The sequence below is a fragment of the Campylobacter sp. FU_497 genome (genome assembly GCF_025772425.1).
GTDB classification, from domain to species: domain Bacteria; phylum Campylobacterota; class Campylobacteria; order Campylobacterales; family Campylobacteraceae; genus Campylobacter_D; species Campylobacter_D lari_C.
In genome coordinates, this window is the sequence record NZ_JAKMSC010000005.1 from 17,658 (window position 1) to 43,090 (window position 25,433).

The 25,433-nt window shown below is 29.8% G+C and carries 19 protein-coding genes, 1 tRNA gene and 2 pseudogenes; 10 read left to right on the plus strand and 12 right to left on the minus strand.

What is annotated here, in order from left to right; translation table 11 throughout:
* Positions 1 to 12: 12 nt before the first annotated feature.
* The 3 genes from nhaA (L8W68_RS03325) (at position 13) to L8W68_RS03335 (ending at position 2,453) form a co-directional block, all read left to right on the plus strand.
* Complete coding sequence (nhaA, locus tag L8W68_RS03325; protein ID WP_263664068.1) at positions 13 to 1,173, plus strand: Na+/H+ antiporter NhaA; 1,161 nt, start codon at positions 13 to 15, stop codon at positions 1,171 to 1,173.
* Positions 1,170 to 2,324, plus strand: coding sequence for a Na+/H+ antiporter NhaA (gene nhaA / locus L8W68_RS03330; protein WP_263674998.1), 1,155 nt, complete (start codon positions 1,170 to 1,172; stop codon positions 2,322 to 2,324). Before nhaA (L8W68_RS03325) ends, nhaA (L8W68_RS03330) begins: the two co-directional genes overlap by 4 nt.
* A 54-nt stretch (positions 2,325 to 2,378) precedes the next feature.
* Positions 2,379 to 2,453, plus strand: a tRNA-Glu gene (locus tag L8W68_RS03335).
* A 190-nt stretch (positions 2,454 to 2,643) separates the two neighbouring features.
* Here the strand turns inward: L8W68_RS03335 and L8W68_RS03340 are convergent.
* Genes L8W68_RS03340 through L8W68_RS03365 form a run of 6 tightly spaced genes read right to left on the minus strand, consistent with a single transcriptional unit; the run spans position 2,644 to position 7,547 of the window.
* Positions 2,644 to 3,270: a trimeric intracellular cation channel family protein gene (locus L8W68_RS03340; protein WP_039627190.1), complete on the minus strand. Its 627-nt coding sequence runs from the start codon at positions 3,268 to 3,270 to the stop codon at positions 2,644 to 2,646.
* 33 nt (positions 3,271 to 3,303) lie between these two features.
* Positions 3,304 to 4,347 carry a Cj0069 family protein gene (locus L8W68_RS03345; RefSeq protein ID WP_214097910.1) on the minus strand — a complete coding sequence of 348 codons (1,044 nt, stop codon included), beginning with the start codon at positions 4,345 to 4,347 and terminating at the stop codon, positions 3,304 to 3,306.
* 54 nt (positions 4,348 to 4,401) lie between these two features.
* Entirely contained in the window at positions 4,402 to 5,490 is a 1,089-nt protein-coding gene (aroC, locus tag L8W68_RS03350) for a chorismate synthase (RefSeq protein WP_263674999.1), read from the minus strand.
* Positions 5,487 to 6,155, minus strand: coding sequence for a ribonuclease III (gene rnc, locus L8W68_RS03355; RefSeq protein ID WP_257904746.1), 669 nt, complete (start codon positions 6,153 to 6,155; stop codon positions 5,487 to 5,489). Before rnc ends, aroC begins: the two co-directional genes overlap by 4 nt.
* The gene (rnhA, locus tag L8W68_RS03360) at positions 6,148 to 6,588 is read right to left on the minus strand and encodes a ribonuclease HI (protein ID WP_039668930.1); all 441 of its coding nucleotides are present in this window, start codon (positions 6,586 to 6,588) and stop codon (positions 6,148 to 6,150) included. Before rnhA ends, rnc begins: the two co-directional genes overlap by 8 nt.
* Positions 6,585 to 7,547, minus strand: a complete 963-nt coding sequence (locus tag L8W68_RS03365; protein ID WP_263675000.1) for a hypothetical protein — start codon at positions 7,545 to 7,547, stop codon at positions 6,585 to 6,587. The genes rnhA and L8W68_RS03365 overlap by 4 nt, the downstream gene beginning before the upstream one ends.
* Positions 7,548 to 7,621: 74 nt before the next feature.
* Here L8W68_RS03365 and dnaG point away from each other — a divergent pair, with 74 nt between their 5' ends.
* Together dnaG and L8W68_RS03375 are read left to right on the plus strand one after the other, a co-directional pair.
* Positions 7,622 to 9,409, plus strand: a complete 1,788-nt coding sequence (gene dnaG, locus L8W68_RS03370) for a DNA primase (protein WP_263675001.1) — start codon at positions 7,622 to 7,624, stop codon at positions 9,407 to 9,409.
* Positions 9,410 to 9,474: 65 nt separating this feature from the next.
* A complete protein-coding gene (locus tag L8W68_RS03375; protein ID WP_214135261.1) occupies positions 9,475 to 10,458 on the plus strand; it encodes an MnmA/TRMU family protein in 984 nt (327 codons plus the stop codon).
* Positions 10,459 to 10,481: 23 nt separating this feature from the next.
* On the opposite strand, the pseudogene L8W68_RS08255 reads toward L8W68_RS03375, so the two are convergent.
* From L8W68_RS08255 to L8W68_RS03390, 4 genes and pseudogenes are all read right to left on the minus strand, one after another.
* Positions 10,482 to 10,862, minus strand: a pseudogene (locus tag L8W68_RS08255) (methyl-accepting chemotaxis protein); the annotation flags it as partial.
* A 1,077-nt stretch (positions 10,863 to 11,939) separates the two neighbouring features.
* Positions 11,940 to 12,563, minus strand: a pseudogene (locus L8W68_RS08260) (hypothetical protein); the annotation flags it as partial.
* A 193-nt stretch (positions 12,564 to 12,756) separates the two neighbouring features.
* On the minus strand, positions 12,757 to 14,961 hold the full coding sequence (pbpC, locus tag L8W68_RS03385; RefSeq protein WP_263675003.1) for a penicillin-binding protein 1C: 2,205 nt from the start codon (positions 14,959 to 14,961) through the stop codon (positions 12,757 to 12,759).
* A complete protein-coding gene (locus L8W68_RS03390) occupies positions 14,958 to 20,270 on the minus strand; it encodes an Ig-like domain-containing alpha-2-macroglobulin family protein (protein WP_263675004.1) in 5,313 nt (1,770 codons plus the stop codon). The genes pbpC and L8W68_RS03390 overlap by 4 nt, the downstream gene beginning before the upstream one ends.
* Before the next feature lie 73 nt (positions 20,271 to 20,343).
* Between L8W68_RS03390 and L8W68_RS03395 the strand changes: the two genes are divergently transcribed.
* Positions 20,344 to 20,706, plus strand: a complete 363-nt coding sequence (locus tag L8W68_RS03395; protein WP_263675005.1) for a hypothetical protein — start codon at positions 20,344 to 20,346, stop codon at positions 20,704 to 20,706.
* A 31-nt stretch (positions 20,707 to 20,737) separates the two neighbouring features.
* Positions 20,738 to 21,052 (plus strand): hypothetical protein, encoded by a 315-nt coding sequence (locus L8W68_RS03400; protein WP_263675006.1) that lies wholly within the window; start codon positions 20,738 to 20,740, stop codon positions 21,050 to 21,052.
* Here L8W68_RS03400 and L8W68_RS03405 read toward each other — a convergent pair.
* Both L8W68_RS03405 and L8W68_RS03410 read right to left on the minus strand, forming a co-directional pair.
* Positions 21,049 to 22,920, minus strand: a complete 1,872-nt coding sequence (locus L8W68_RS03405; protein ID WP_263675007.1) for a mechanosensitive ion channel family protein — start codon at positions 22,918 to 22,920, stop codon at positions 21,049 to 21,051. The genes L8W68_RS03400 and L8W68_RS03405 overlap by 4 nt on opposite strands.
* A complete protein-coding gene (locus tag L8W68_RS03410; protein WP_263675008.1) occupies positions 22,904 to 23,554 on the minus strand; it encodes a carbonic anhydrase in 651 nt (216 codons plus the stop codon). Before L8W68_RS03410 ends, L8W68_RS03405 begins: the two co-directional genes overlap by 17 nt.
* 159 nt (positions 23,555 to 23,713) lie before the next feature.
* On the opposite strand from L8W68_RS03410, the gene L8W68_RS03415 reads away from it, so the two are divergent.
* From L8W68_RS03415 to frr, 3 genes are all read left to right on the plus strand, one after another.
* Positions 23,714 to 24,415 carry a Bax inhibitor-1/YccA family protein gene (locus L8W68_RS03415; RefSeq protein WP_039619421.1) on the plus strand — a complete coding sequence of 234 codons (702 nt, stop codon included), beginning with the start codon at positions 23,714 to 23,716 and terminating at the stop codon, positions 24,413 to 24,415.
* Positions 24,416 to 24,517: 102 nt separating this feature from the next.
* Positions 24,518 to 24,862, plus strand: coding sequence for a preprotein translocase subunit SecG (gene secG / locus L8W68_RS03420; RefSeq protein WP_133319019.1), 345 nt, complete (start codon positions 24,518 to 24,520; stop codon positions 24,860 to 24,862).
* Between the two features lie 12 nt (positions 24,863 to 24,874).
* Positions 24,875 to 25,432 (plus strand): ribosome recycling factor, encoded by a 558-nt coding sequence (frr, locus tag L8W68_RS03425; protein ID WP_039668941.1) that lies wholly within the window; start codon positions 24,875 to 24,877, stop codon positions 25,430 to 25,432.
* The last annotated feature ends 1 nt before the right edge of the window (position 25,433 follow it).

Consider the following 25,433-nt stretch of genomic DNA (forward strand, 5'->3'; position numbering starts at 1 on the left):
AAAAGGCTATTTATGCAAAGACTTCAAACCTTTGTTAAAAGTGAAACTTTTCCTGGTGTTTTGCTAATATTTTTTACCGTACTTGCACTCATTTTACAAAATAGTTCTTTAACGGATCAATATACCAACTTTTTAAATATTCCTTTTGGTTTTCAAGCAGGAAGTTTAGAAATTTTTAAACCTTTGCTTTTGTGGATCAATGATGGACTTATTGCGATTTTTTTCTTTGCCATAGGACTTGAGTTAAAATATGAAGTTACAAGAGGACAACTCAATAGTATAAAAGCTATGTCTTTACCTGTATTTGCTGCACTTGGCGGTATGATAGTACCGGCCTTAATTTTTGCGTTTTTTAACTATAAAGATCCTTTCGCTTTGCAAGGTTGGGCTATACCAACAGCTACTGATGTGGCTTTTGCGGTTGGTATTTTAATGCTTTTAGGTAAAAGAGTACCTACTTCTTTAAAATTATTCTTACTTTCTTTAGCTATTTTTGATGACTTGGGTGCGATTATTGTGATTGCTTTATTTTATACAAGCGAACTTTCAGTTTTTGCTATGATTGCTGCCTTAGTGTGTATTTTAGCGCTTTATTTGCTAAATCATTTCCATGTTACCAAAAAATCTTTTTATATCATCATAGCTATAGTATTTTGGATAAGCATGTTAAAAAGCGGGGTGCATGCGACTTTGGCGGGTGTGATTACTGCTTTATTTATACCACTTCAAACAAAAAGTGGTGAGTCTTTTTTAAAAGAAATAGAACATGACTTAGCACCTTGGGTGAGTTATTTCATCTTGCCTATTTTTGCTTTTGCAAATGCAGGCGTTGATTTAAAAGATATGGATCCAAGCTTTATGTTTTCTTCGGTTAGCTTAGGTATTATTTTAGGATTATTTTTAGGAAAACAAATAGGTGTCTTTTTATTTTCATATATTAGTATAAAACTAGGCTTAGCAAAACTTCCACAAAATGTTAATTTCAAACAACTTTACGGGGTTTGTATACTCACAGGTATAGGTTTTACTATGAGCTTTTTTATAGACGGCCTAGCTTATCAAAATAGTGACATTTTTGCGTATTCAGACAAGCTTGCTATTTTAGTAGCTTCATTATTAAGCGCTATAGTTGGATATGCTTACTTAAAACTTATTTATAGTTTTAAAAAATGAAATTGAAAAGTTTCCAAAACTTTTTATCACTTGAAATTTTAGGAGGATTGTTGCTTTTATTAGCAACAATCTTTGCCCTACTACTTAAAAATAGTCCTTATGGACAACACTATATGGATTTTTTAAGTGTAGAAATGGGTGTAAAAGTGGGTGCTTGGGAACTTTTCAAGCCTTCTTTATTGTGGATTAATGATGGTCTTATTGCAATCTTTTTCTTTGCCATAGGACTTGAATTAAAAAAAGAATTTGTTCAAGGAGAGTTTAAAACTCTTAGTAATATTACCCTACCCTTAATGGCTGCTATAGGCGGTATAGTTGTCCCTGCTTTAATATTTTGTGCTATCAATTTTAACGATGCTTATGTTTTAAAAGGTTGGGCTATACCTACTGCAACTGATACTGCATTTGCTCTAGTTATACTTGCAATGCTAAAACAACGCATACCAAGTTCTTTAAAAATATTCTTAGTATCTTTAGCAATTTTTGATGATGTAGGAGCTATTTTAATCATTGCTATTTTTTATACAGGAGAGCTTTCAACTTTAGCCTTTTTTGTTGCCTTTTGCTGCATTGTAGGTTTATTTTTACTTAATCGTTTAGGTAATGAAAGGAAATCATTTTATTATATACTTGGAGCATTGCTTTGGCTTAGTGTATTAAAAAGTGGAGTGCATGCAACTTTAGCAGGTATCATCACAGCTTTATTTATACCTGTATTTACAAAAAACAATCATGCTTTATTAGAGGAAATCGAGCATGGTTTAAAATTTTGGATAGCTTTTATAATACTACCACTTTTTGCTTTTGCCAATGCAGGGGTTGATCTTTCAAAAATTGAAGCACATATGCTATTTAGTGGTGTAAGTGTAGGGATTTTCTTGGGCTTATTTGTTGGAAAACAACTAGGTGTATTTGGCTTTGCTTATATGGCAATTAAACTTAAACTTGCAAAACTGCCAAAAGATGCTAATTTTAAACAACTCTATGGAGTTTGTATACTCACAGGCATAGGCTTCACCATGAGCTTTTTTATAGACGCCCTTGCCTATGAAGTAAGTGATATATTTAATTTTGTAGATAATTTTGCTATTTTACTAGCTTCCTTAGCTTCAGGTGTATTTGGCTATTTTTATCTGCGTTTTGTAAAATAATTAAGTTTATTTTAAATTAAATAAGGTATAATTTCATTTCTTAATTTAACTTTTGGCCCATTCGTCTAGCGGTTAGGACATCGCCCTTTCACGGCGGTAACACGAGTTCGAGTCTCGTATGGGTCACCACTCTTTTAACTCCTAAATAAAAATAATATAAACAATAGTTTCAATATTTAAGCTTAATATAAATTTAATATATCAAATAAATATTCTAAAATAAAATATAAATAAATATTGCTTACTAGCAAAGCTCGCAGGGATTTTATAAAAACATTATAAATAACAAAACTTGCATTTTAAAATCTAAAAAATAAAATTAACTTTCTTTATTTTCTCCATCCTTAAAAGAAAATATGGGCAAACTTAAACCATAATATATAGCCAAAAGTCTTGCTATGGTTCCTACAATCAATGAAGCAAGAATTACCCATAACTCATCTACGCCTAAAATATACAATATATAATACAAAGCCCCTGTTAATATAGCAACACCCGCATAAATTTCTTTTTGAAATACAAGTGGTATCCTAGCGCATAGTATATCTCTTAATATCCCACCAAATACACCAGTAATCACAGCTGAACTCACAGCCACTATAAAACCATATCCCATTTCTATTGCAATTTGTGCACCTAAAACACTAAAAACAACCAAACCTATAGCATCTAAAATCAAAAAAAGTTTTTCAAGTTTTATAACATATTTAGCAATTTTTGTTGTAATCATAGCTGCAACACAAATTAAAATCACATACTCAGGAGTTTTAATCCAAGTTAGCGGATGATGATCAAGTAAAATATCTCTAATCGAACCTCCGCCAATAGCTGTTACCAAAGCTATAAATATCACTCCAAAAAGATCCATTTTATGTCTTCCTGCAGCAATAGCTCCTGTCATCGCATCAACAGTAATTCCGATAATATAAAGTATAGTTAAAAGCATAATGAGTTTTAAAAAACCCTTGTAAAACAAGGGTTAATTTTTACTTACGATATCAATGATATTTTGAGCTACTTTTTTAGCAATAGGCTCAACAAATTCAGCAGGAGAAGTAAATCCTACGCAAGAGCAATTAATCTCACCTAAAACATATTTATCTTTACCATTTTCATCTGTATCTAAGATAAAATCAGCAGTCCAAATCAAAGGAATATCATAATTTCCAAGTTTTGAACGAATTTCAGGTAAGGTTGCTAAAAACCAATCTACTAATTCTTGCCAATCTTTTGGCTCATCATATCTGTATTTTGCACCTGAAAAAAGTGTAGCAGAGAATGCATCAGCACCTTCTGCAGGCTTTTTATGTACTACATAAATTGGAGTATGATAAAGCATTAAAATTCTAATTTCACCTTCTTTAATGCGCGGTAAGAAAGTCATATCTACAAGCATACCATTATCACCTATAATGTATTGCTCACAAAAGTCCATAAACTCACCAAGCTCTCTTTCTTCTGTGTGATTATCTTTTGCTTCTGTGCATTTGATTTTTGCATTTAATGGCACGCTCACAGCCCCTGCTGGTAGCTCATCTATCAATCTTACACGCCAAATTCCCTCACCTGTTGAACCACGATTTTGTTTTAAAACCCTCTCACCCTTTGCTAAAGTTTTTGGGAAACTTTCTTTAAAAGTTTTGATATCATAATACGCATAAGTATCTTCAGGTACTAAAGCTGTTTTATTAAGCTTAGTAAGTGCATCTTTAGCGCCATATCCTATCATCGCATCAGGATGAGGCATACCTATAACACCATTTGCGCAAAGTTTTCTAAGCATATCAAAATACTCATTTTCTTCTTTTAAATTTCCTGGGTTGATTCTAGAAACATAAGCATCAGCATTGTTTTTTACATATTCATAAATTTCATCTTTTTTTTCTACTTCAAAAAAGATAACCTCAGCATTCCAACCTTGTTCTTTTAAGGCATTTACCATAGGCATAGTATCTTTTCTATGGCCATCTTCACCTTTATCGCTACCACCTCTAACTTCAAAAAACACAATATTTTTTTTCATATTTCTCCCTTTTTAAAGATATTTTATCATCATATCTAAATAAGTATTAAATTTTTATTTATTTTTTCCATAAACTCGTTGTAAATTTTGCAAATTTGAGCTTGCATTTAAAAGCAAAGCATCAGCCATGCAAATTGCTACCATAGCATTTACCACAACACTACCTCTTATACCCACACAAGGATCATGCCTGCCTTTTAACTCGTGTATAATATTTTCTCCTTGAGTATTTTGTGTTTGTTGGGGTAAAAATATAGAAGGAGTTGGCTTAAAATATGTTTTTATATCGATAAAATTCCCATTAGAAATTCCACCCAATATACCTCCGCTATGATTACTTAAAAATACTTCATCTTTTAACTCATCATTATTTTCGCTTCCATACATATAACTACTTTGAATGCCACTTCCTATTTCTATAGCTTTAACCGCATTTACCCCCATAATCGCATGAGCAAGCTTAGAATCAAGCTTATCATACAAAGGCTCACCTAAGCCTTTAATAGGGTTTTTTACTCTAGTAAACACTCTAGCACCTATACTATTTTTAGCCTTTTTGGCTTTTAAAATTTCATCTTTAAAACTTTGCTCTAAATTTTTATCTAAAGCATAAACTTCACTATTTTTAGCATAATCAAAATCAAACTCATCATTACTAAGTTTGCTATCAATGCTTCCTACTCCAAAAACTCCGCTCATTATCTCTATGTCAAATTCTTTTAAAAGCATTTGCGCCACAGCTCCTGCTGCTACTCTTGCTACGCTTTCTCTAGCACTAGCTCTTCCACCGCCTCTATAATCTCTAATGCCATATTTATGATAATAAGTAAAATCAGCATGTGCGGGACGAAACACATCTTTTTCATAATCTTTTGAGCGTGTATTTTCATTATACACCAAAACACTTATAGGAGTTCCTGTCGTATAACCCTCAAAAACCCCACTTAAAACTTGAGCCTTATCTTCTTCTTTTCTAGGAGTGCTAAATTTATTTTGACCTGGCTTTCTTTTATCTAGCATTTCTTGCAAAAAATCAAAATCAAATTTCACCCCTGCTGGCATACCATCTATCACACAACCTATAGCTTGACCATGGGATTCGCCAAAGCTTGTAAATTTAAATCTTACTCCAAAGCTATTCATAGTTTTCCTAATTTCTCAAGTGCGATTTTAGCACATTGTTGTTGGGCTTCTTTTTTACTACCTGCTGTAGATCTTGCTACTTCTATGCCTTGAATTTTCACTGCGATTTCAAATTGCTTTTTATGATCAGGCCCAAAAGCTTTCACCACTACATACTCAGGTGTACCTGCCATATTTGCTTGTGTAATTTCTTGAAGTCTTGTTTTATAGTCTTTAAATAAACTTTGTGTATCAATATGCGGATAAACTTCATTAAGCAAATTTAATGCTATATTTTTAGTTTTTTCAAAACCTATTTCTAAATACAAAGCTCCCATTAGTGCCTCAAAAGCATCAGAAAGTATGGAAGGTTTATTGCGTCCATCGTTATTTTCTTCTGCGATAGACATAAAAATACATGCTCCAAGATCAAGTTTTTGTGCTAAAGTTGCAAAAGATTTTTCATTTACCAAAGCTGCTCTAAGTTTAGAAAGATTTCCTTCTGAGTCTTTTTGAAATTTAAAAAACAAAAACTCTCCCACTACTAAATCCATCACAGCATCGCCTAAAAACTCTAATCTTTCGTTATTATAAGGCTTTTTATAGCTTTTATGCGTCAAAGCTTCGATGAGTAATTGCTCATTTTTAAAATGATAATTTAATCTTTCTTGGAGTTTTTTAAGCATTTATTGACCTTTCTTCTTGGAGCTTTAAGGCTGCATTTCTTGCTAGCTCATCACAACGCTCATTTAATTCATGGCCATTGTGTGCTTTGATCCAAAAAGCAGTTATTTTATGATCTTTAGCTACATTTAAATACTCTTTCCAAAGATCAATATTTTTTTTACCCTTAAAATCTTTTTTTACCCAACCTTCAAGCCATTCATTAATACTTTGTACCATTAAATTTGAATCTGTGTATAACTTTACCTCACATGGTTCTTTTAAAGCTTTCAAAGCCTCTATAATAGCCATTAACTCCATACGGTTATTTGTTGTATTCTCACACGCCCCACTTTGTTCTTTTTGATGATTTTTATAAGTTAAAACATAAGCCCACCCTCCAAAACCAGGGTTGTTTAAACAAGAACCATCGGTATAAATTTCAATATTTTTCAAGCTTTTACCTCATAATAAATTTCACATTTTCCAAATTCATAACAAAATGGACAATGATAAAAAAACAAAGGGCTTTGATTTTTACAATTATTACACACATAAGTAAAGCTAAGATTTGCACTTAGCTTATTATCGTTTAAAATTTTTAAAATTTTTAGTTTATGATTTTTGATAGGAATAGCTTTTGTGCTTAAATTTTTTGCATAAAAAAACTCATGGTATTTTTCATCTTCAAGATTAAGCGGACTTTTACATTCATTAAGCAAATCAATAACATTTTCAAATTGAGGCATTTGAGTAAGTTTATCTTTATAGTGTAAAAAACAAAGTCTTAAAATATACTCATTATCTTTGCTTAAAGTTAAAATTTCTTTCAGTTTTTGCTCTTGCTCTTTAGAACTTGCTTGAATTTTCAAAGCTTTTATCAAAGTTTTTTCTGCATATATATTTTCTCCTAGCTCAAACAAACACTCTAAAACATCCAAAACCTTATCATAATCTTTGAGTTTTAAATAAACAATTTTTAAAAGTTTTAAGCTTTCTTTATTACGTGCTTTGATTTTTAAAGCATTCAATAAAGCCTCTACGCTACGCTCTAAAAATCCTGCTTTTAAATAAACTTGTGCTAGTGAAAAAAAGATAAATTCTTTTTGGCTTGCTTCATTTGCTTTTTGCAAAGCTATGAGATAAATCCCCACAGCTTTTTCAAATTCACCACTTTTGGTAAAAATTTGAGCTAAGAAATTTAAATTTTCTATACTTAAATTAGCATTTTTTAAAATTTGTTGGTGTGTGGAATTAATTTCAAATTTTTTTACAAAACGATCAAGTTTGCTTTTTTGATCTTTACTTGCAAAAATACGCCATATATAATGTGAGCTAGCTATGATAAAAACCAAAGCAGTTAAAACAATAAGACCAAATAAAGGATCGCGGTATTCTACAAAGAAAAAATCCATAACCTTACAACTTAATTTTCAAATTTATAACAATTATAGCTAAATGCTTATATAATTTTCTTTAAGGTTTAAAGATGATAGAACAAGCAAGTATAGAACAACTTTTACAAAAAACAGATATTGTTGATATCATAGCTCATTATGTTGAAGTAAAAAAACAAGGCTCAAGCTATGTTTGTGTTTGTCCTTTTCATGATGATAAAAATCCTAGTATGCATATTAATTCTATTAAAGGATTTTATCATTGTTTTGCATGCAAGGCTGGGGGTAATGTTTTTAAATTTGTAATGGATTATGAGAAATTAAACTTTGTTGAAGCAGTGGAAAAAGTTGCTTCATGGAGTAATTTTTCACTTACTTATACCTCGCAAAAACAAGATAATAAAAAATCCATCATTCATATCTTGCCTACTCTTAATGCTTTTTATAAGCAAAACCTAGCTAAAAACAAAGAAGCTTTAGCTTATCTTTATAAAAGAGGCTTAAATGATGAGGATATTAGAACCTTTGAGCTAGGCTTTGCGCCAAGTTCTAATGAAACACTAAGACTTTTACAAAACGAGCAAATCACTCAAAAAGAAGCTTTAGAGGTAGGTGCGATAAAACAAAATGAAAATGGCGCTTATGCAAGTTTTATCAACCGCATTACTTTTAGCATTTATGATCATAAAAATTTACTCATAGGCTTTGGTGGTAGAACTTTAGATGAAAACAATATGGCAAAATACGTTAATTCCCCCCAAAGCAAACTTTTTGATAAATCACGCGTTTTTTACGCACTCAATTTAGCAAAAGATACCATTTATAAACAAAAAGAAATGATAATTTGTGAGGGCTATATGGATGCTATAGCCTTTCATAAAGCAGGATTTAAAAATGCTGTGGCAGTTTTAGGAACAGCTTTGGGTGAAAATCACATACCTTTGATAAAAAGATTAGAAGCAAGGGTGATTTTGTGTTTTGATAATGATAATGCAGGGCTTAATGCTGCTGTGCGTTCGGCACATTTGCTTAGTTTAGCAAAAATTGATGGAAAAGTAGTCTTAATAGAAGGTGGAAAAGATCCGGCTGAACTCGTAGCAAGCCATCAAGAAAAATTACTTTTTAATATTTTAGAAAAAGGCGTAGAGCTTGGAGAATTTTATATAAGAAGTTTGATTGCAAGTTGTGATTTAAACTCAGCACTTAGTAAGCAAAAAGCCTTAGAAGAGGTACAAAAATACACTTTTAATCTTGAGCCTTTAGTAGCAAATTCCTACACTATCTTAGTAGCAAATCTTTTGGGTGTAAATATTAATGATATTAAACTTTCTAAAAATACAAGAAAAAACATAAACTTTACTAATTCCATCAAACAAAGTAAAATCAATAATATAAGCGAGTTAGAGCTTTTGAAATTTTTATATGAAAATAATGAAATCATAGGGCTTTTTAAACTTTTAAGCGCAAAAGAATATTTTTTACACCAAGATATTACTAAAGCTATTTTAGAGCAAAAAAACTTTGAAGATCCTAGTATAAGAGAGCTTTATGAATTTGAAAATATCAAAAACTTAAGCAATTTAGAAGAATTTTTATATGCTATTTGCAAGATCAACCTTGCATATTTTAATAAATTAAAAAGTTTAAATTTAAAACAAGCCTTTAAAAAACAAATTTATAATTTGCTCAATCAAAATTTAGAAAAAATCAAAAAAAGCTATCAAAATGATGAAGTTTTTTTTAATCACTTGATAGAAGTTTTAAAAAGCGTGCATTTTTTAGATGATGAGGAAAGCTTGGAATTATTTTTAAATAGACTACAAAAAAATATCAAAGATAAAAAAGCAATTCATTATAACTTTGAAGAAGAAGTTTTTTAAATAAAAACTTGCACAAAAATTAAAAAATATTCATTACAATATGCCAAAAATTTCGAAAGGAAAAAATGAAAGCATTAGCACTTTTTAGTGGTGGTCTTGATTCTATGCTTGCTATAAAACTCATAAGCTCTCAAGGTATAGAAGTAAAAGCTTTAAATATCAATATAGGCTTTGGTGGCACAAGTGATAAAAGCGAACTCATGGCAAAACGCGCTGCTATGGCAGGGGCTAGTTTTGAAATGATAGATGTAAGAAATGCATATTTGCAAGAAGTTTTATTTAACCCTCAATATGGATATGGAAAGCATTTTAATCCTTGTATAGATTGTCATGCTTTTATGTTTAAAACTGCTCTTTCTATGTTAAAAGATGAAAACGCAAGCTTTATCATCACAGGAGAAGTAGTTGGTCAACGCCCAATGAGCCAAAGAAATGATGCTATGGCTAAAGTAAAAAAACTAGCCCTTGATGAAGAAGATTTAATCTTGCGTCCAATGTGCGCTAAAAATTTACCTTTAACCAAACCTGAGCGTGAGGGTTGGGTTGATAGAGAAAAGTTAGAAAACATAAGTGGAAGAAGCAGAAAAAGACAACTTGAACTAGCCGCCAAATTTGGTTTTGAAGATTTTGAAAGTCCAGGTGGTGGATGTTTGCTCACACTTGAGAGTTTTTCAAATAAAATCAAAGATTTCATTAAATTTGATAAAAATATGCAAGTTAATGACGCACAACTTTTAAAATACGGACGCCACTTAAGACTTCCAAATGGCTCTAAAATGATAGTGGGTAGAAATGAGCTAGAAAATCAATTTTTAAAAGAATTAAAAACTCAAAAGTATGAAGAATTAAAACTTTTTGATTTAATAGGTGCTTATTCTTTAGTAGATGAAAACATCAATCCACAAGATCTTGAACTTGCTCTAAGCATAGCACTAACTTATGCTAAAACTCAAAATAATACAAAATACAAAATAGGCTTTAAAGATAAAATTTTCCAAAGTATGGCTTTTGAAGATAAAAATAAAATTCAAGAATATTTTATAAATTAAACTACCCTTTAAAGGGTAGTTTTTTAGAATTTCTTTCTTCTAACCTCTGCTACAATATCAGCTGACATAGAATCAACTTCATTTGCTACAGAATTAGTCGCATGAGCAATTTGCGAGTTTTCTTTAGTTAAACCATCTATTACTGAAACAGATTGATTAATTTGTGAAATTCCTAAAGCTTGCTCTTTAATACTCTCACCCATTTCATTAATAGATTGAACTAAGATATTAGTATTAGCTTCAATCTCGCCTAAAGACTTTTGAGTTCTTTCAGCTAGATTTCTAACTTCATCAGCAACAACAGCAAAGCCACGTCCGTGTTCTCCTGCACGTGCAGCTTCAATAGCTGCATTTAATGCAAGTAAGTTAATTTGATCTGCAATATCTCTAATAACATCAGTTACATCTTTAATATCACTACTTTGTTTAATAACCTCTTCAGTTCTTGCTGCTACTGCATTCATAGAAGCACTCATTTCTTCAACAGCAGCTGCGCTTTCTTGTAAAGAATCAGCTTGTTTTTGTGCGCCATCATTAAGCTTTAAAACACTCTCTTTTAAAGCATCAGCTTTAGTTTGAAGCATTTCCCCTTGTTTTAATGAAGCTTGAAGCATTTTTCTTATTTCTTCTCCGACTGCATTAAGCGATTTTTCTATCTCACCATCAGCATACTCAAGCTTATCTGAAAAATCAAGATTTTTAAAACTTTTAAAAACTCTTTCTATTTCATTTAAATCTTTACCAATTTTCATTTGCATATCATCAAGCATTTTGTTTAACACTTCTTTCAATTCCACAAGTTTTGGATTAACAGGATTTGCTTTTATTCTTTGAGTAAAATGTCCTTTTTCTATATCACAAGATACTTCTAAGATATTTTGCACAGTTATGTCATCTTTTTCTAAACAAGTATGTATATATTGAACATTATCATTAATCATTAATGCCATTTTTCCAAGTTCATCATTATATCTAGGAATTAAAACCTCAACGGTTGAAGCCTCATGATTTAAGTATCTAAAAAATTTCATTAAATGATCTTGAAGTCTTTGTACTCTTATAGAAACTATTCTTTTTACCAAAGTACCAATCACAACTACTATAACAATTATCGCTATAATAGAATTAATCAAAATAATATTTCTTAAATCCACAATAGAAGCATATACAGATTCATTTGGGACAATAGCCAACATAGCCCAGTGAATTCCTGTATTTGGCCATATTTCAAACACCCTTATAGCCCCATGATATTCGCTACCATCATCTGCTACATAATTAATCGGACCAGCATAAGCTGTTTTTTGCAAATCCACTATAAAAGCTGCGTTTTTATTCACATCAGATATTTTTTTTGTAACAAATTCAGCATTTGGGTGCGTAGCTATAACACCATTACTTGCTATTAAAATTCTTCTTGCGCCTTGATAAATTGATCTTGAAGAATCATTTAAAAAATCAGCTGTAGGCTTAAGATCAAAAAGCATACCAACAACACCTATTGCCTTACCTTTTTTATCAGTTATAGGTGCAGCTACATTAAGCCCTAAAAATTTATTACCATGGATGTTATACCATCTTGGTTCACCAAAATAAAGCTTATTTCCATTCATTAAGTTTTTAATGGCTCTAGTTTTTGCAATCTCTTCACTTGCTGCTAAAGTTTGCATACCGCCAGCATTGTTAATATCTACATCTCTCATTAACACCATAAATTCATTATTATTTGAAAAATATTTTGGATCAACTCCTATGTTTTTATACATAGTTCCATCTTGCAAATAATAATATCCATAAGCTATATCACGGTTTGCGTCAATAGCTTCTCCAAGAATATTTTCTATCCTTTTTGGGTTTATAGCACCTTCTGAAATAAGATTGTTTAAAGTTCTTTGTGTACCAATAGTACTAACAAATAAAGACCTAATACTTGCTTCAGCTTGATTTCCATAACGATGTACAGAAGCTGTGAGTGTATTTTCTATTTGTGTATTTAAAATAGCTGTGGATCTGTTTATAATCAAAAAAGATAAAATACTTAAGATTAAAACAACCGTTATAATAGCTATTGCAACTATTTTAGCACCAAGACTCCAATTACGCATTTTTTTCTCCTTAGATATTAAGTGGTAAAAATTTTTTGTTATTATAAATCTTTTTTATTAAAAAATAATAAAAATTATTATAATTTTATTTATTATTTTAAACAAAATTATAAAACTTTACATTTTTACACCAAAGCCTATAAAATTGGGGGGGGGGATACGCGTTTTTTAGCTATATTTTTCTTATTTTTGTTTAAAATATATTAAAAGTAATAAATTCAGCTTCTCCGGTCTCACTAATAATATTAAGAGTATATTTACCTTTTTTTAAATCTAAAGGTAAAAGCTCTTCTTTTCCTTCAAAAATCAATTCTTGATTTAAATACCAAAAAAGTTTTTCTTTTTTAGGATTTATAAGCTTAATTAACAATTTTTGCTTACTTTTTAAATCTTTTGGCAAAATGATATTAAGATTATTTAGCGGATATATGATTTTTAAATTTTGACTAGAACTTTGCAAATTTTGCTTTTCTTTTGCAAAAAAAGCTTGTGCATTAGAAGGTAAATTTAAAACAATCTTTTTCTTTGCATGAAGGAAATTTTCATCTAAAGAATCAACTTCTTTGTTTTTATACATAAAAACTTCCTTTAAAAATGGTGAAGTTCTTAAGACATTTGCACTTTGCGGGTAAAGCACTTCTTTAAAGTCAAATTTATAATCATATCTATACCCTGTTTGATTTTCAATTTTGATAGAAACTAAATCATTAGGCTTTTCAAATTCTAAATTAACCCCCTCAAGTAAGGCTAAAAGCTCAAAAAACAATTCCCCTGCTATATTTACACCATATAAATTTGCATTTGCTTCGCCATTAAAATTTCCAACCCATACTCCTAAAGTGTATTTTGGAGAAGTTCCTATAGCCCAAGCGTCTTTTCTGCCATAACTTGTACCTGTTTTCCAAGAAATGATGGTATTAAAATCATATTGTCTTAAACCTGCTCGATCTAAATCCTTTAAGGTTTGTAAGGTTAAAAAGCTTGCTCCATCACTAATAAGCTTTTTATCTTCTTTAGTAAATGCATTTTCTTCATATAAAAGTTCTTTAAAATTTCCATAATTTCCAAGCCCTAGATAAATTTTTACCATATCTTCTAAGCTAAATTCTTTTGTGCCCAAAATCAAAGAAAGTCCGTATTTTTTAAAATTTTCATCTTCAAAATCTAAAATATCTTTGAGTTTATAAAAAAACTTCTCATACCCATATTCTGCAAGCAAGCTTACAAAAGGAATGTTAAGTGATTTTTGTAAAGATTCTTTTACGCTAATAAGGCCATGGTATTTTTTATTTGCATTTTGCGGGGCAAAGTTAGAAAAAAATGTAGGCACATCAAGCATTAAAGATTCAGGTGCTATAAGCCCCTCATCTATAGCAAAAGCAAAAAGCAAAGGTTTTAAAGTTGAACCCACACTACGCTTTGCTATCACTCCATCAACTTGACCAAAACTTGCAAAATCATAAAAATCATTAGAACCTACATAAGCTAAAACTTTATTTGTTTTAGTATCTGCTAATAATATAGCTAAATTTTTTATACCCTTTTGCTCTAATTTATAAGAATATTCCTTAGCTTTTTCTTCAAATTTGATTTGAATTTTTTTATCTATACTAGAAATGATTTTTTCCTTATCCGCTAAAAGCCTACGCGCTAAATGCGGAGCTAAGTTTTTTCTTGCTTTAAAGCTAGGAAGTTTTTCAGCCTTTGCAAGAGTTAAAATATCTTTAGAAAAATATCCCTTTTCAAAAAGCCTATCAAGTAAAACATTGCGTTTTTTTAAAAGCTTATCTTTGTTTTTTTCAAGATTAATCAAACCTGGATTATTAGGAAGCACAGCAAGCAAAGCTGCTTCACTCCAAGTAAGATCTTTTAAATCTTTTTCAAAATAAAACAAACCCGCACTTGCAACACCTACTAAATTTCCTCCATAGGGAGCATTGTTTAAATAAAGCTTTAGAATTTCATCTTTTTCATAAGCGCTTTCTAAAGCAAAAGCTTTGATGATTTCGTTAAATTTATTAAAATATGTGCGTTTATTTTGCTCTAGAAGTTTGATTGTTTGCATAGAAATCGTGCTTGCACCACTTCTTATACTTGAAAAAAGATTATTTTTAAAAGCTCTTATAAGTGCTAAAAAATCTACTCCATAATGAGAATAAAAATTTTTATCTTCATACAAAATAACTGCACTTTTTAATTTTTGTGGTATAAACTCACTCTCTAAATGCCATTGTTCATTAGCATCTAAAAATACACTAAGAATTTCTTTGTTTTTATCAAGCAAAACCTTGCTATAAGTGCCTTTAAATAAATCCTTGCTATCAAAACTAAAATAAACTAAGCCTATGTAAAAACATAGGCTTAAAAAACATATCGCAAGGCTTATTTTGATTTTCACTGCACTACTTTGACTCTTTTACTCTCACTTAAAGCTTTATAAGCATTATCATACATTGCTTCAGCATAAGCTCCACTCAAAGTATAAACACCCGGAGTAACAGCACTTAATTTCACAAAAAATTCTCTTGATTCATCAAAATACAAAGGAAAGAAATACATAATCTTATCATCTCTTATATCCACAAAATCATAATAAGAATTTTTCACAAAATCAGGAGCTTCATCATCTAAAAGATCATGCACTATCTCCCATCCACTTGGTAAAATTTGAGTTAAAGCTATATTAGAAGTACCTGGATAATTTTTATTTGATATTTTTAATTTCATATAAAAAATTTGAGAACTTTTTATAGCGCTTTCATCTATTTCGTTTCCATTTTCATCATAAAAACTTCTTTCTATATGCATACGCTGTGCAAAAGGCTCAGCAATACCTTTTTTAATACCCTCTACTCCAAAATGTACAAAAGTATCTTCTTTAGCTTCTATCAAAGCACCGCCTTGATTAAACTCAAATTTAGAAAAACTTGTATTGAACTTTTTACTCTCACCATTAATTTTTACTCTTGCATTGATGGTTTTAGAGCTTTCATCACTAAAGCTATTTGCCAAAGCATATAAAGCATAGCCTGTGCTTTGAGTACTAAGCCAAGCTTGGCTTTCTAAAGTTGTTTTAATATCATCTAATAACTCATCATTATCTTTACCATAGATTATTTTATACGCATTTGCAATAATAGCTTCATCTCTTAGAAAAGATCCATAAGTATGAGTATAATTAGCTTTTCCATCAGGCTTTGTGCTTAAATTTTTAGCTATATTTAAAGCTACCTCATCAAAACCTGCTAATTTATAAGCTGCGCCAAGTTGCCAAAGACTTACATTATTTAGGCTTTGCAAATAAGTACTATCTTCATAAATGGCATTCATTATGCTTAAATTTGGCTCTTTAGCTAAGGCTAAAAGATATAAAGAATTTATTCTAATTTCTTTATTTGTTTGAGCTTTTAAAACATAGCGTTTTTGATAATCAAGCCATGCTTTAAACATTCCCTCACTCACATAATAACCTCTTTCTTTGGCTAAAATCATAAACATACCCGCATAATTACTTCCCCAAGCATCAGAATCTTTAAGTCCTTGCCAATAAGCAAAACCACCATTAGCAGTTTGAAAATTTGCGTATTTACTTAACAATGCATTGATATTGTTAATATTTTTTTGTTCATTTGCCCCTTGATCAAGTTTTTGTAAAAAGAGTTGCGGTAAAACTGCTGAAGTGCTTTGTTCTATACATCCATAAGGATAATTTTGCAAGTATTTTAATCTATGATTTATATTTAAAATAGGCTTAGAACTCACACTTAAAAATGCTACTGGATTAATATAATCTTGTGTGATTTTAAACTCCATAGAAGTATTTGCAGGAATTTTAAAAGATTTACCCTCATAAGTAATAGTATTTAGTGCTTTTATATCAATTTGCGTATTTTGAGTATAGGTGTAATCTTTTGCATTTAAACTTAACTCTATTTCTTCTACTCCAAGCTTGTTTGAATTTACTTTTGCATTAACATAAATATCTTTTGTTTTTTCATTGCCAAAATCAATTAAAATTTCATCGTTTTCAAAATTTATGAGTGAATTTTTTGTTTTTAGTTTAAGTTTTGCATTTTTTACATCATCATCTACTTTAAATACTTGTACCAAAAGCTTAAACTCATCATCAAGCCTTAAGGCCCTTGGCAAAGTTTCAAGCATTACAGCAGGTGCGCTAACTTGGATATCTTTAGAAGCGCTACCAAAACCTGCTAAGTTGTTTGCCACTACCATAACTCTAACCGAACCTAAGTATGATGGCATATTAAATTTTAATTTTGCATAACCATTTTCATCACTTTGTACTGGCTCTTGAAACAACACAACAGGTTTAAAGCGTCTTGCTTTTTCATCATTTTTGCTTTTATTTGCTCTACTTTCTAAGAAAACATCACCACCCGTAGTTAATACCTTAGAAGCATTAGAAATATTTTTAGCAATGATTTTATCATAGGTATCATATATACTCATGTTAAAGCGTGTTTTTTGGTAAAAATACCCCCAAATATCTGGGGTTTTAAAAGCATTCACATCAAGCAAGCCCTCATCTACAATAGCTACAGTATAAGTATAACTTTGCTTGTTTTTACTTTGAATTTCTACTTCAAAATCTTGTTTTGGCATGATTTTATCCGGTACTTTTAAATCAAGCTCGATTTTACTTTGCTCATCTACTACATTTAAAGGCACCACGCCAAAAAGTCTTAAAGCTCTATCGTTAGTGTATTGATCATAATCTTGAAGTAAAATCACACTCACATAAACATTTGGCATATATTCTTTAAGAATAGGAATTTCAACCTTTGTAATATCTTCATGTGTATCTATCACAAAGCGTTTTAAAACCTTTGCATTATCATTTAAAGTAACAATAGCTTTTGCGCCCTTAACACTTTCAAATTCAATATAAGCTGTTTCGTTTGGTTTGTATTCTTTTTTATCACTTTTAATCTTTAAAGAACTCACTATATCAGCATTACTTGGCGCACCAAAACTACTAATATAAAAAAACTCTCCTGCGCTTGTTTTACTTTGTGTATCTTCAAGCTCTATAAACATTTCACCATGATATTCTTTTGGATCAAATTCTATTTTAACCGGTTTGTCCTTACTTAAAATACTTCCTTGAGTAATGATTTGTGTGTTTTTATCTTTTTTGAGTGATTTTAAAAAATCATCATAATTATCATAATCCCACCACCAAGAATAATCATTTGCATAAATAGTATATTTAATCTCCCTATTTGCTATCAAATTCTCATCTAAATCACTCACAATAGCTTCAAAATTGATAATAGAACCTGAGTTTAAATAGTGATTTTTTAAACGCTTAATACCCACAAAATACTCATGCAATATTACTTGTGAATTTACAAGCGCTTCAACTGATCTTGAACCTTTTTCAAAAACCCTGGCTCTTATACTAGCTTCAAGGTTATATGGGGTATTTTTTAAAAAGTCATTTAAAGCAAATTCTTGCTTTGTAAAGCCATTTTCATCTAACATACCTTTTAAATTATCTTGATATTTTTGCACTAAAACACTAGGATTTGAAAAAATATATTCTGGGTATTTTGAATTTTTATATTCTTTTTTACTCACAAATAAATCAGCTTGATATTGTAAATTACTCGCTGGTGTTCCAAAAAGATATTTTGAGCTAATATTAAAATCTAATTTTTCATTTTCTTTTATACTTTTTGGAGCTTGCATAGATACTTTTATACGATTTGGCACTATATTTTGCACTAAAATTTCTTTATCAAAAATCGTATTTGCAAATTCAACCCTAGCTAAATACACTCCACTTAAAGCTTGTTGATCAAGTGAAACCTTTTTGTAAAAAGTTCCATTGCTTAAAGGATCAAGTTTAATTTTATCTAAAAGCTTTTTATTGCGTGGATCAAAAAAACTTAAAAATATAGGGTGATTAACAGCTCCTTTATCATTTCTTGCAACCATAGTTAAATGGATATCATCACCTGGTCTATAAACCCCTCTTTCTGTGTAAATAAATACTTTATTTTGAGAAGTTAAATCAAAACCATCTACATCAAAACCATCATATAATAAAGGTGAGCTTAAACGCAAGATAGAAGCTTGTTTATCTTTTGAAGCAATGATAAATAAAGCTTTCGATTCATCAATATCATCAAAAACAGCCAAACCATTATCATCACTCATTTTAGAAGCTAAAACTTGATTACTTTTACTAATCACATCAACCTTAACCCCATCTAAAGCCTTTTGCGTAGTAAAATCTCTCACATCTACAAATAGCTTTTTGTTTAAATTTTGAGCAATCAAAGCTATATCTGAAAAAATTAAATTCTTACTTACTTTTGCTTTTTGATTAAAAAATCTATATTTTTTCCAACTCTCCATTCCCTCATCAAAAGCATAATCAACATCTTCTTCTTTAAAATAAAGCTTGACTATAAACACACCACTTAAATCTTTTAAACCATCTAGCACTATTTCATTTTCTTGCCATTGATTTTTAGTATTTTTTATATCAAAATCTTTTTTTAACACTATTTCGCTAGTATAATCACTCTCTGAAAAAATATCACTATCATAATCACTTAAATTTTTAGCACCTTGAAGATTTTTATATCTTAAATATTCACTTAAATTATTTGAAAACACTTGATGAACTTCCAAATGAACCTTTTTAATATTCATACTCTTAAAAGCTATTTTTTTACTTGCTTTGCTAGATAAAAATACACCTTGATTTGTAAAACTTATAGCAGGTTCATAGTCTTTTAAGCTTACTTGAGTTTTATAATCTTCTTTTGTGCCAATTCCATCAGCACTTTTAATCCCTTGAGCAAGTTGAATTTCATAAGTTTTATTTGGAGAAAAATCACCTGTAAGTTTAATTTTATTTCCAAAAGCTAATGCTTTAAAATCTACTTTGGGAGTAATAAAAATCAATTCTTTTAAATTTTGATCTTGCGAAATATTTTGAGAAAAAAGTAATTCTATGTTTTTATTAACTATATTTGCATTTTGAAAAACAAATTCGCTCTTTGCAAGTAAAATATATTCTAAATCTATATTGTTTTCTAAACCTAAAATGTCTTTATTAAAAACCACTTTTACATTAGTATTAGTATTTTTAATACTCAGCGCTTTAGAATACACACTTGCCATATCACCTTGAATGATAATTTTATCTATTTGAATTTCTTTTTCTTGTGCAGTAATCTTAATAGCTTTTAACAATTCGTCTTTATCAAAAGTATAAAAACTTTGAACATTTAAAACTAATACACTCTCATCATTTGAAATATTTTGAAAATATCCTTTAATATCTAGTTTTTCAAAAGGAGTTTGGACTTTTAATTGCACTTTTTCGCCAGCTATAATATCATTTAAGTCTATAAAAATATCGTATTTTTGATTTGCTTTTAAAGCTGTTAAAATATTTAATCTTGTGGGTGTTTCAAGCTCATATTTTACTTTTGTCTTTTGACTATTAACAACAATTTCTCTTTCTTTTATAACGCCTATTTCTTGATTAATAATATTAGTATTAAACTCTATAAAAATACTTTGTGTATTTTCATTAAAACCATAAGCTCTTATAGCAGAACTTTTATCCTCATTTTTAGAGCAAGCAAACAATAAACTTGCAAGCAAAAAAGCAAAAAAATAATGTAAAAATCCTCTCATATAAACCTCATTTAGTAAATTTTTCAAATTATATCTAAATTCACTCTTGCTTCACTCAAAAAATTATATAATTCTTGCATAAAAAAATAAAGGAGAAAAAATGAAAAAGAAAATCGCTACATTATTAACAGCTTTAAGCCTTTCAAGTCTTGCTTATGCAGATGGAATTTATGGTGTAATAGTAGATGTAAATGATGGTGCAAAGACTATTTTAATTGACACTACTTATGGTCAAAAAACGAATGTAAAAATTCTACCAAATACAGAGATTGATATGGATGATTGTGGTATTTTTGGTATGGATAAATACGGCACTTTTAGAGATTTAAAAGTAGGAACTTTTATAGAAGCTGAAGTTTTCCATGACTATGCTCAAACAACACCAAATCCACAAACACCAAATCAAGTTCAAAATATAACCGCTAAAGAAATCAAAATCGAATGCAAAAAAAGAGCTTATTAAGCAAAATAACTCCTAAAAAGGAGTTATTTTAATGCGTTTTTTTCTTATATTAATTTGCATTAGCACTTTTGCATTTGCTTATAAAGTTCAAGGAATCTTAAAAAACACCACTGCAAATACATTAAGCATTCAAACAAGTTTTGACAATAATTTAATCATCACGGTTTTACCCCAAACACGCATTGATATTTATAGCTGTGGAATTTTTGGAAGCAATAAAAAACAAGCTAACGTACAAGATTTAAAAAAAGGAAGTCTTGTTAAAGTTAAGGGTAGTAAAAATGGAAGTATTATCATCGCTGAGAAAATTATAGTAGAATGTGATGATCAAAGAAGAGCTTATTAAGATAATAACTCTTCTTTATCTTCTTTGTTGATTTTTTCTATATAAAGGCTTTGTGAAGGAAAAGCAAAGCTAAGCTTATTTCTTTCAACAATTTTCATCAACTCAAGCAAAATACTTTGTCTTGCCTCTCTAAAACCTGCAGCATCTACTGCTTTAGTATAAAAATATACTTCTATATCGATAGAACTTGCACCAAAACCACTCACAGCCACATAAGTATTGTTTTTATACCCTTCTAAGTCATTTACTGAAACTAAATTTTGTCTATATCTAGCACGGGTTCCACCATGATTTAGCGCACTATCATCAACTTGAGCTATCAAAGGACTAGTTGCTAATAAATATCTTATATCTTCTACGCATTGTTCAAGTTGTTCAGGTCTTGCATCATAAGTTACACCGATAAATAATTTTACATGACGCCCTATTTTTCTTTTGCTCCAATTTTTTATATTTGTTCCCATGATGGTTGAGTTTGGTAAAAATACTAAAGAGTTATCAAAAGTCCTAATAGTGGTTTTTCTAAGTCCAATTTCTACTATAGTTCCTTCTATACCTGAAATTTCCACCCAATCGCCTTGATTAAAACTATTATCAAAAAGCAAAAGCACAGAAGCAAAGAAATTTGCAATAATATCTTTAGCTGCTAATGCCACAGCCAAACCACCAATACCTAAAGATGCAATCAATGCTGAAATATTAAACCCTAAATGCGCTAAAACAAATAAAACAGCTATCACTATAATGATAAAATATAAAATTTTAATGATTAAATTAACCACTTCGCGCTTGCCACTTTTTTCAGCTAGCTTTGCCACAATCACCATACCATAACTATCAAAAATATTTATCACAAGCCAAGCAGTTAAAATAACATAAACAATTGATAAAATATTACTAATTCTTATATCAACAGGCGCAGGATAGTAAAAAATAGTAAAACAAATTCCTATAGCATAAGCAAACAAAAACCAACCCACTGGCCCTTGGAGTTTTTCTAGAAAATGAGTTTTTATCTCCACATTTTCTGAATTTTTTCCAAATAAATGTATCAATACAAAATACAAAATTTTTGCAAGATAAAATTTCAAAGAATAAAAAAAGACAATTACAGCGATGGAAATGACTATTTTTCCAACATTTACACTACTTATAGAAGTTTGTTCATTGATATAATTAATTGCATTTTGCAAGCCCAAGCCTGTAAATAAAAAGTTAGTTTCAAGCAAGCTAGCATTGTTTCTTAAATAAACTAAAATTTCATTGTAAGATTTAATAGCATTTCTTAAATTGTTTTCATTGATTTCTAAGGTTCTAAGCTGAGCAATATCATTAATTTTTTCTTTATCTAAAGTAAAATTAAACACCATATCTTCTTTAAGCACATCAATACTTTTATCAATAATGCTTCTTATAGTCTGACTTTGTGCTCCTTCGATAAAAACTTTTTCTAATTCAAAGATACATAAGTAAAAATGTTCTGCAGAGGTTAAATTTAAAAGTTTGATTTTATTATCCACATAATCATAATATCTTTTTTTAGCTTGAGCATTTTCAACACTTTTTTGTAAAGCATTTTTAGTTTTTAAAAAATCTTTTGCTTCTTTATCATCAATTTTTTGAGATACCATTTTTAAAGGCAAAGTGGTTAAAAGCGCAGTTTTTTGTTTTTCTATTTCTTTAATATTATCTTGAAATTCGCTACTATTTGTATCACTATTTTTAAAGCTTTCCAAAAGTAAATTAAGCTCTATATAATTTTGCACTAGGGCAAAAATACTATTTTTATCTTCTAAAATATTTTTTTCTTGCGCTTGCAAGGTATTAATAAATAAAAAAAATAAAACAATACTAATAATCTTTTTCATACTTTTTTACCCTCTCTTGAATTAAAACAAAATTTTCAAAATTAAAATCATATTCATAAATTTCACCTGTTTCTATGATGTAATACCAAGCATGGAGTTCAATATCTTTTTTATTTAAAGCCTCTTCAACACCTGGATAAGTTAATAAATTTTGCAAAGAATTTACCAAATTCATTTTTTCAGTCATCCAAGCACGCATAGCTAAATCATTACCTGCAACTTTTAAAACCTTATTTTTTATAGGCTCAAGTAAGGTAAGCCATTTTTTAACATTAGGCATATTTTTTAAATCATTTTCATTTGCATATAAAGCCGCACAGCCACCACAATTACTATGACCGCAAACTATAATATTTTTTATATGTAAAGAATTAAAAGCATACTCAATAGCTGAAGTTGTTGCTAAAAAATCATCTCCTACTCTATAAGGTGGAACTATATTGCCTATATTTCTTACAACAAAAAGCTCTCCTGGACCTGTATTAGTGATTAAATTGGGTATAACTCTTGAATCAGCACAACCTATAAAAAGCGTGTGGGGATTTTGTTTATTTTTTAAACTTTCAAAAAGCTCTGCATGCTCTTTGAAATCTTCTTGCATAAATTTTAAAGCACCTTCGATCAAGTCTTTCAAGAAAAGTCCTTTTTTGGGTTTTAATAAAACATTATACTAAATTATTTTTACTTAAAATAAATCTATAAATTTATTTTTTGTTGCATTTTTATGTGGTTTTAATCTTTTATTTATCTTTTTTTTGTAAATTTTAGTTTTAAAAATTATTGGAGGATTTTAATGAGTCTTTATGATAGAGATTATTCTAACTCTAAAACTCAAGAATTTGAAGGTTATGCTAGAAGCGATTTAAGCATTTTTATAAAACAAACTTATCAGCTTTTTGCTGCTTCATTGTTAGCTGCAACAGCGGGTGCTTATATAGGAATTTTTGCCCTAGCGCATTTATTTGCACAATCTCAAGCAACTTTTTGGATTTTATTTATTGTTGAAATTGGTTTATTGTTTGCATTACAATGGAAAAAAAGAGAAGCTCCGCTTAATTTAATTTTACTTTTTGCCTTTACTTTTGTTTCAGGACTTACTTTAACACCACTTTTATATTCAGTTTTAGCACTTCCTGCAGGGGCTAGCATCATCGCTCAAGCTTTTGCTTTAACAACAGTAGCTTTTGGTGCTTTAAGTGTATTTGCTATGAATACAAAAAGAGATTTTACTATGATGGGAAAAATGCTTTTTATAGCTTTAATCGTTATCGTAGTAGCTTCTTTAATTAATCTATTTTTCCAAAGCTCACTTGTGAGTTTAGCAATTTCTGGTATTGGTGCGATTTTATTTTCTTTTTACATTCTTTATGATACTCAAAACATCATTAGAGGAAACTATGAAACACCAATCGAAGGCGCAGTTGCACTTTATCTTGATTTTATCAACCTTTTCATCTCTCTTCTTAATATTTTAAGAAGCTTTAATAGCAGATAAAAATTTGCGAGATTTTTTCTCGCAAATTTTATTTACCTCTTTCAAGTTTTTATCAAACTTTTTAAGTTACAATACTCATTTTATTTTCAATAAGGAAAATTCATGACTACTCTTTTAATTATTTTGCAATTTGCAATTGTTGTGATTATTTGTATTGCGGTTTTATTACAAAAAAGCTCAAGTATAGGACTTGGAGCATATAGCGGAAGCAATGAAAGTTTATTTGGAGCAAAGGGTCCTGCGGGGTTTTTAGCTAAATTTACTTTTGTAATGGGTGTTTTACTTATTGCTAATACAATTGCTCTTAGCTATATGTATAATAATGCTAATTCTAACTCACTTGCTGAAAAAGCAGAACAAATTTTACCAAAAGCACCTGAAACAAATACAACTAGCATTCCAGTTGCACCAAGTGCCCCAATTAGCGAAAGTAATACTAGCAAATAAAAAGGACAAACCATGCTAAATGAAATTTATACTAAACAAAAACAACAATCAGATAAAAGCTTAGAAGCTTTAAAAAAAGATTTTACTACTATAAGAACTGGTAAAGTAAATATCAACATACTTGATCATATTCATGTTGATTATTATGGTAGCGCAACCCCACTTAATCAAGTAGCAACAGTTTTAGCAACCGATGCTTCAACTATTAGCATTACTCCTTGGGAAAAATCAATGCTAAAAGCCATAGAAAGCGCTATAGCTGCAGCAAACATAGGAGTAAATCCAAACAATGATGGCGAAAGTGTAAAATTATTCTTCCCTCCTATGACAAGAGAACAAAGAGAAGAAAATGCTAAAAATGCCAAAGCTATGGGAGAGAAAGCTAAAGTAGCCATTAGAAACATTAGAAAAGACGCAAATGATGCAGTTAAAAAACTAGAAAAAGATAAAGCAATTTCAGAAGATGAAGCTAAAAAAGCTTATGATGAGGTTCAAAAACAAACTGATAATTACACAGCAAAGGTAGATGAATTAGTTAAAAATAAAGAAGCAGAACTTTTAAAGGTTTGAT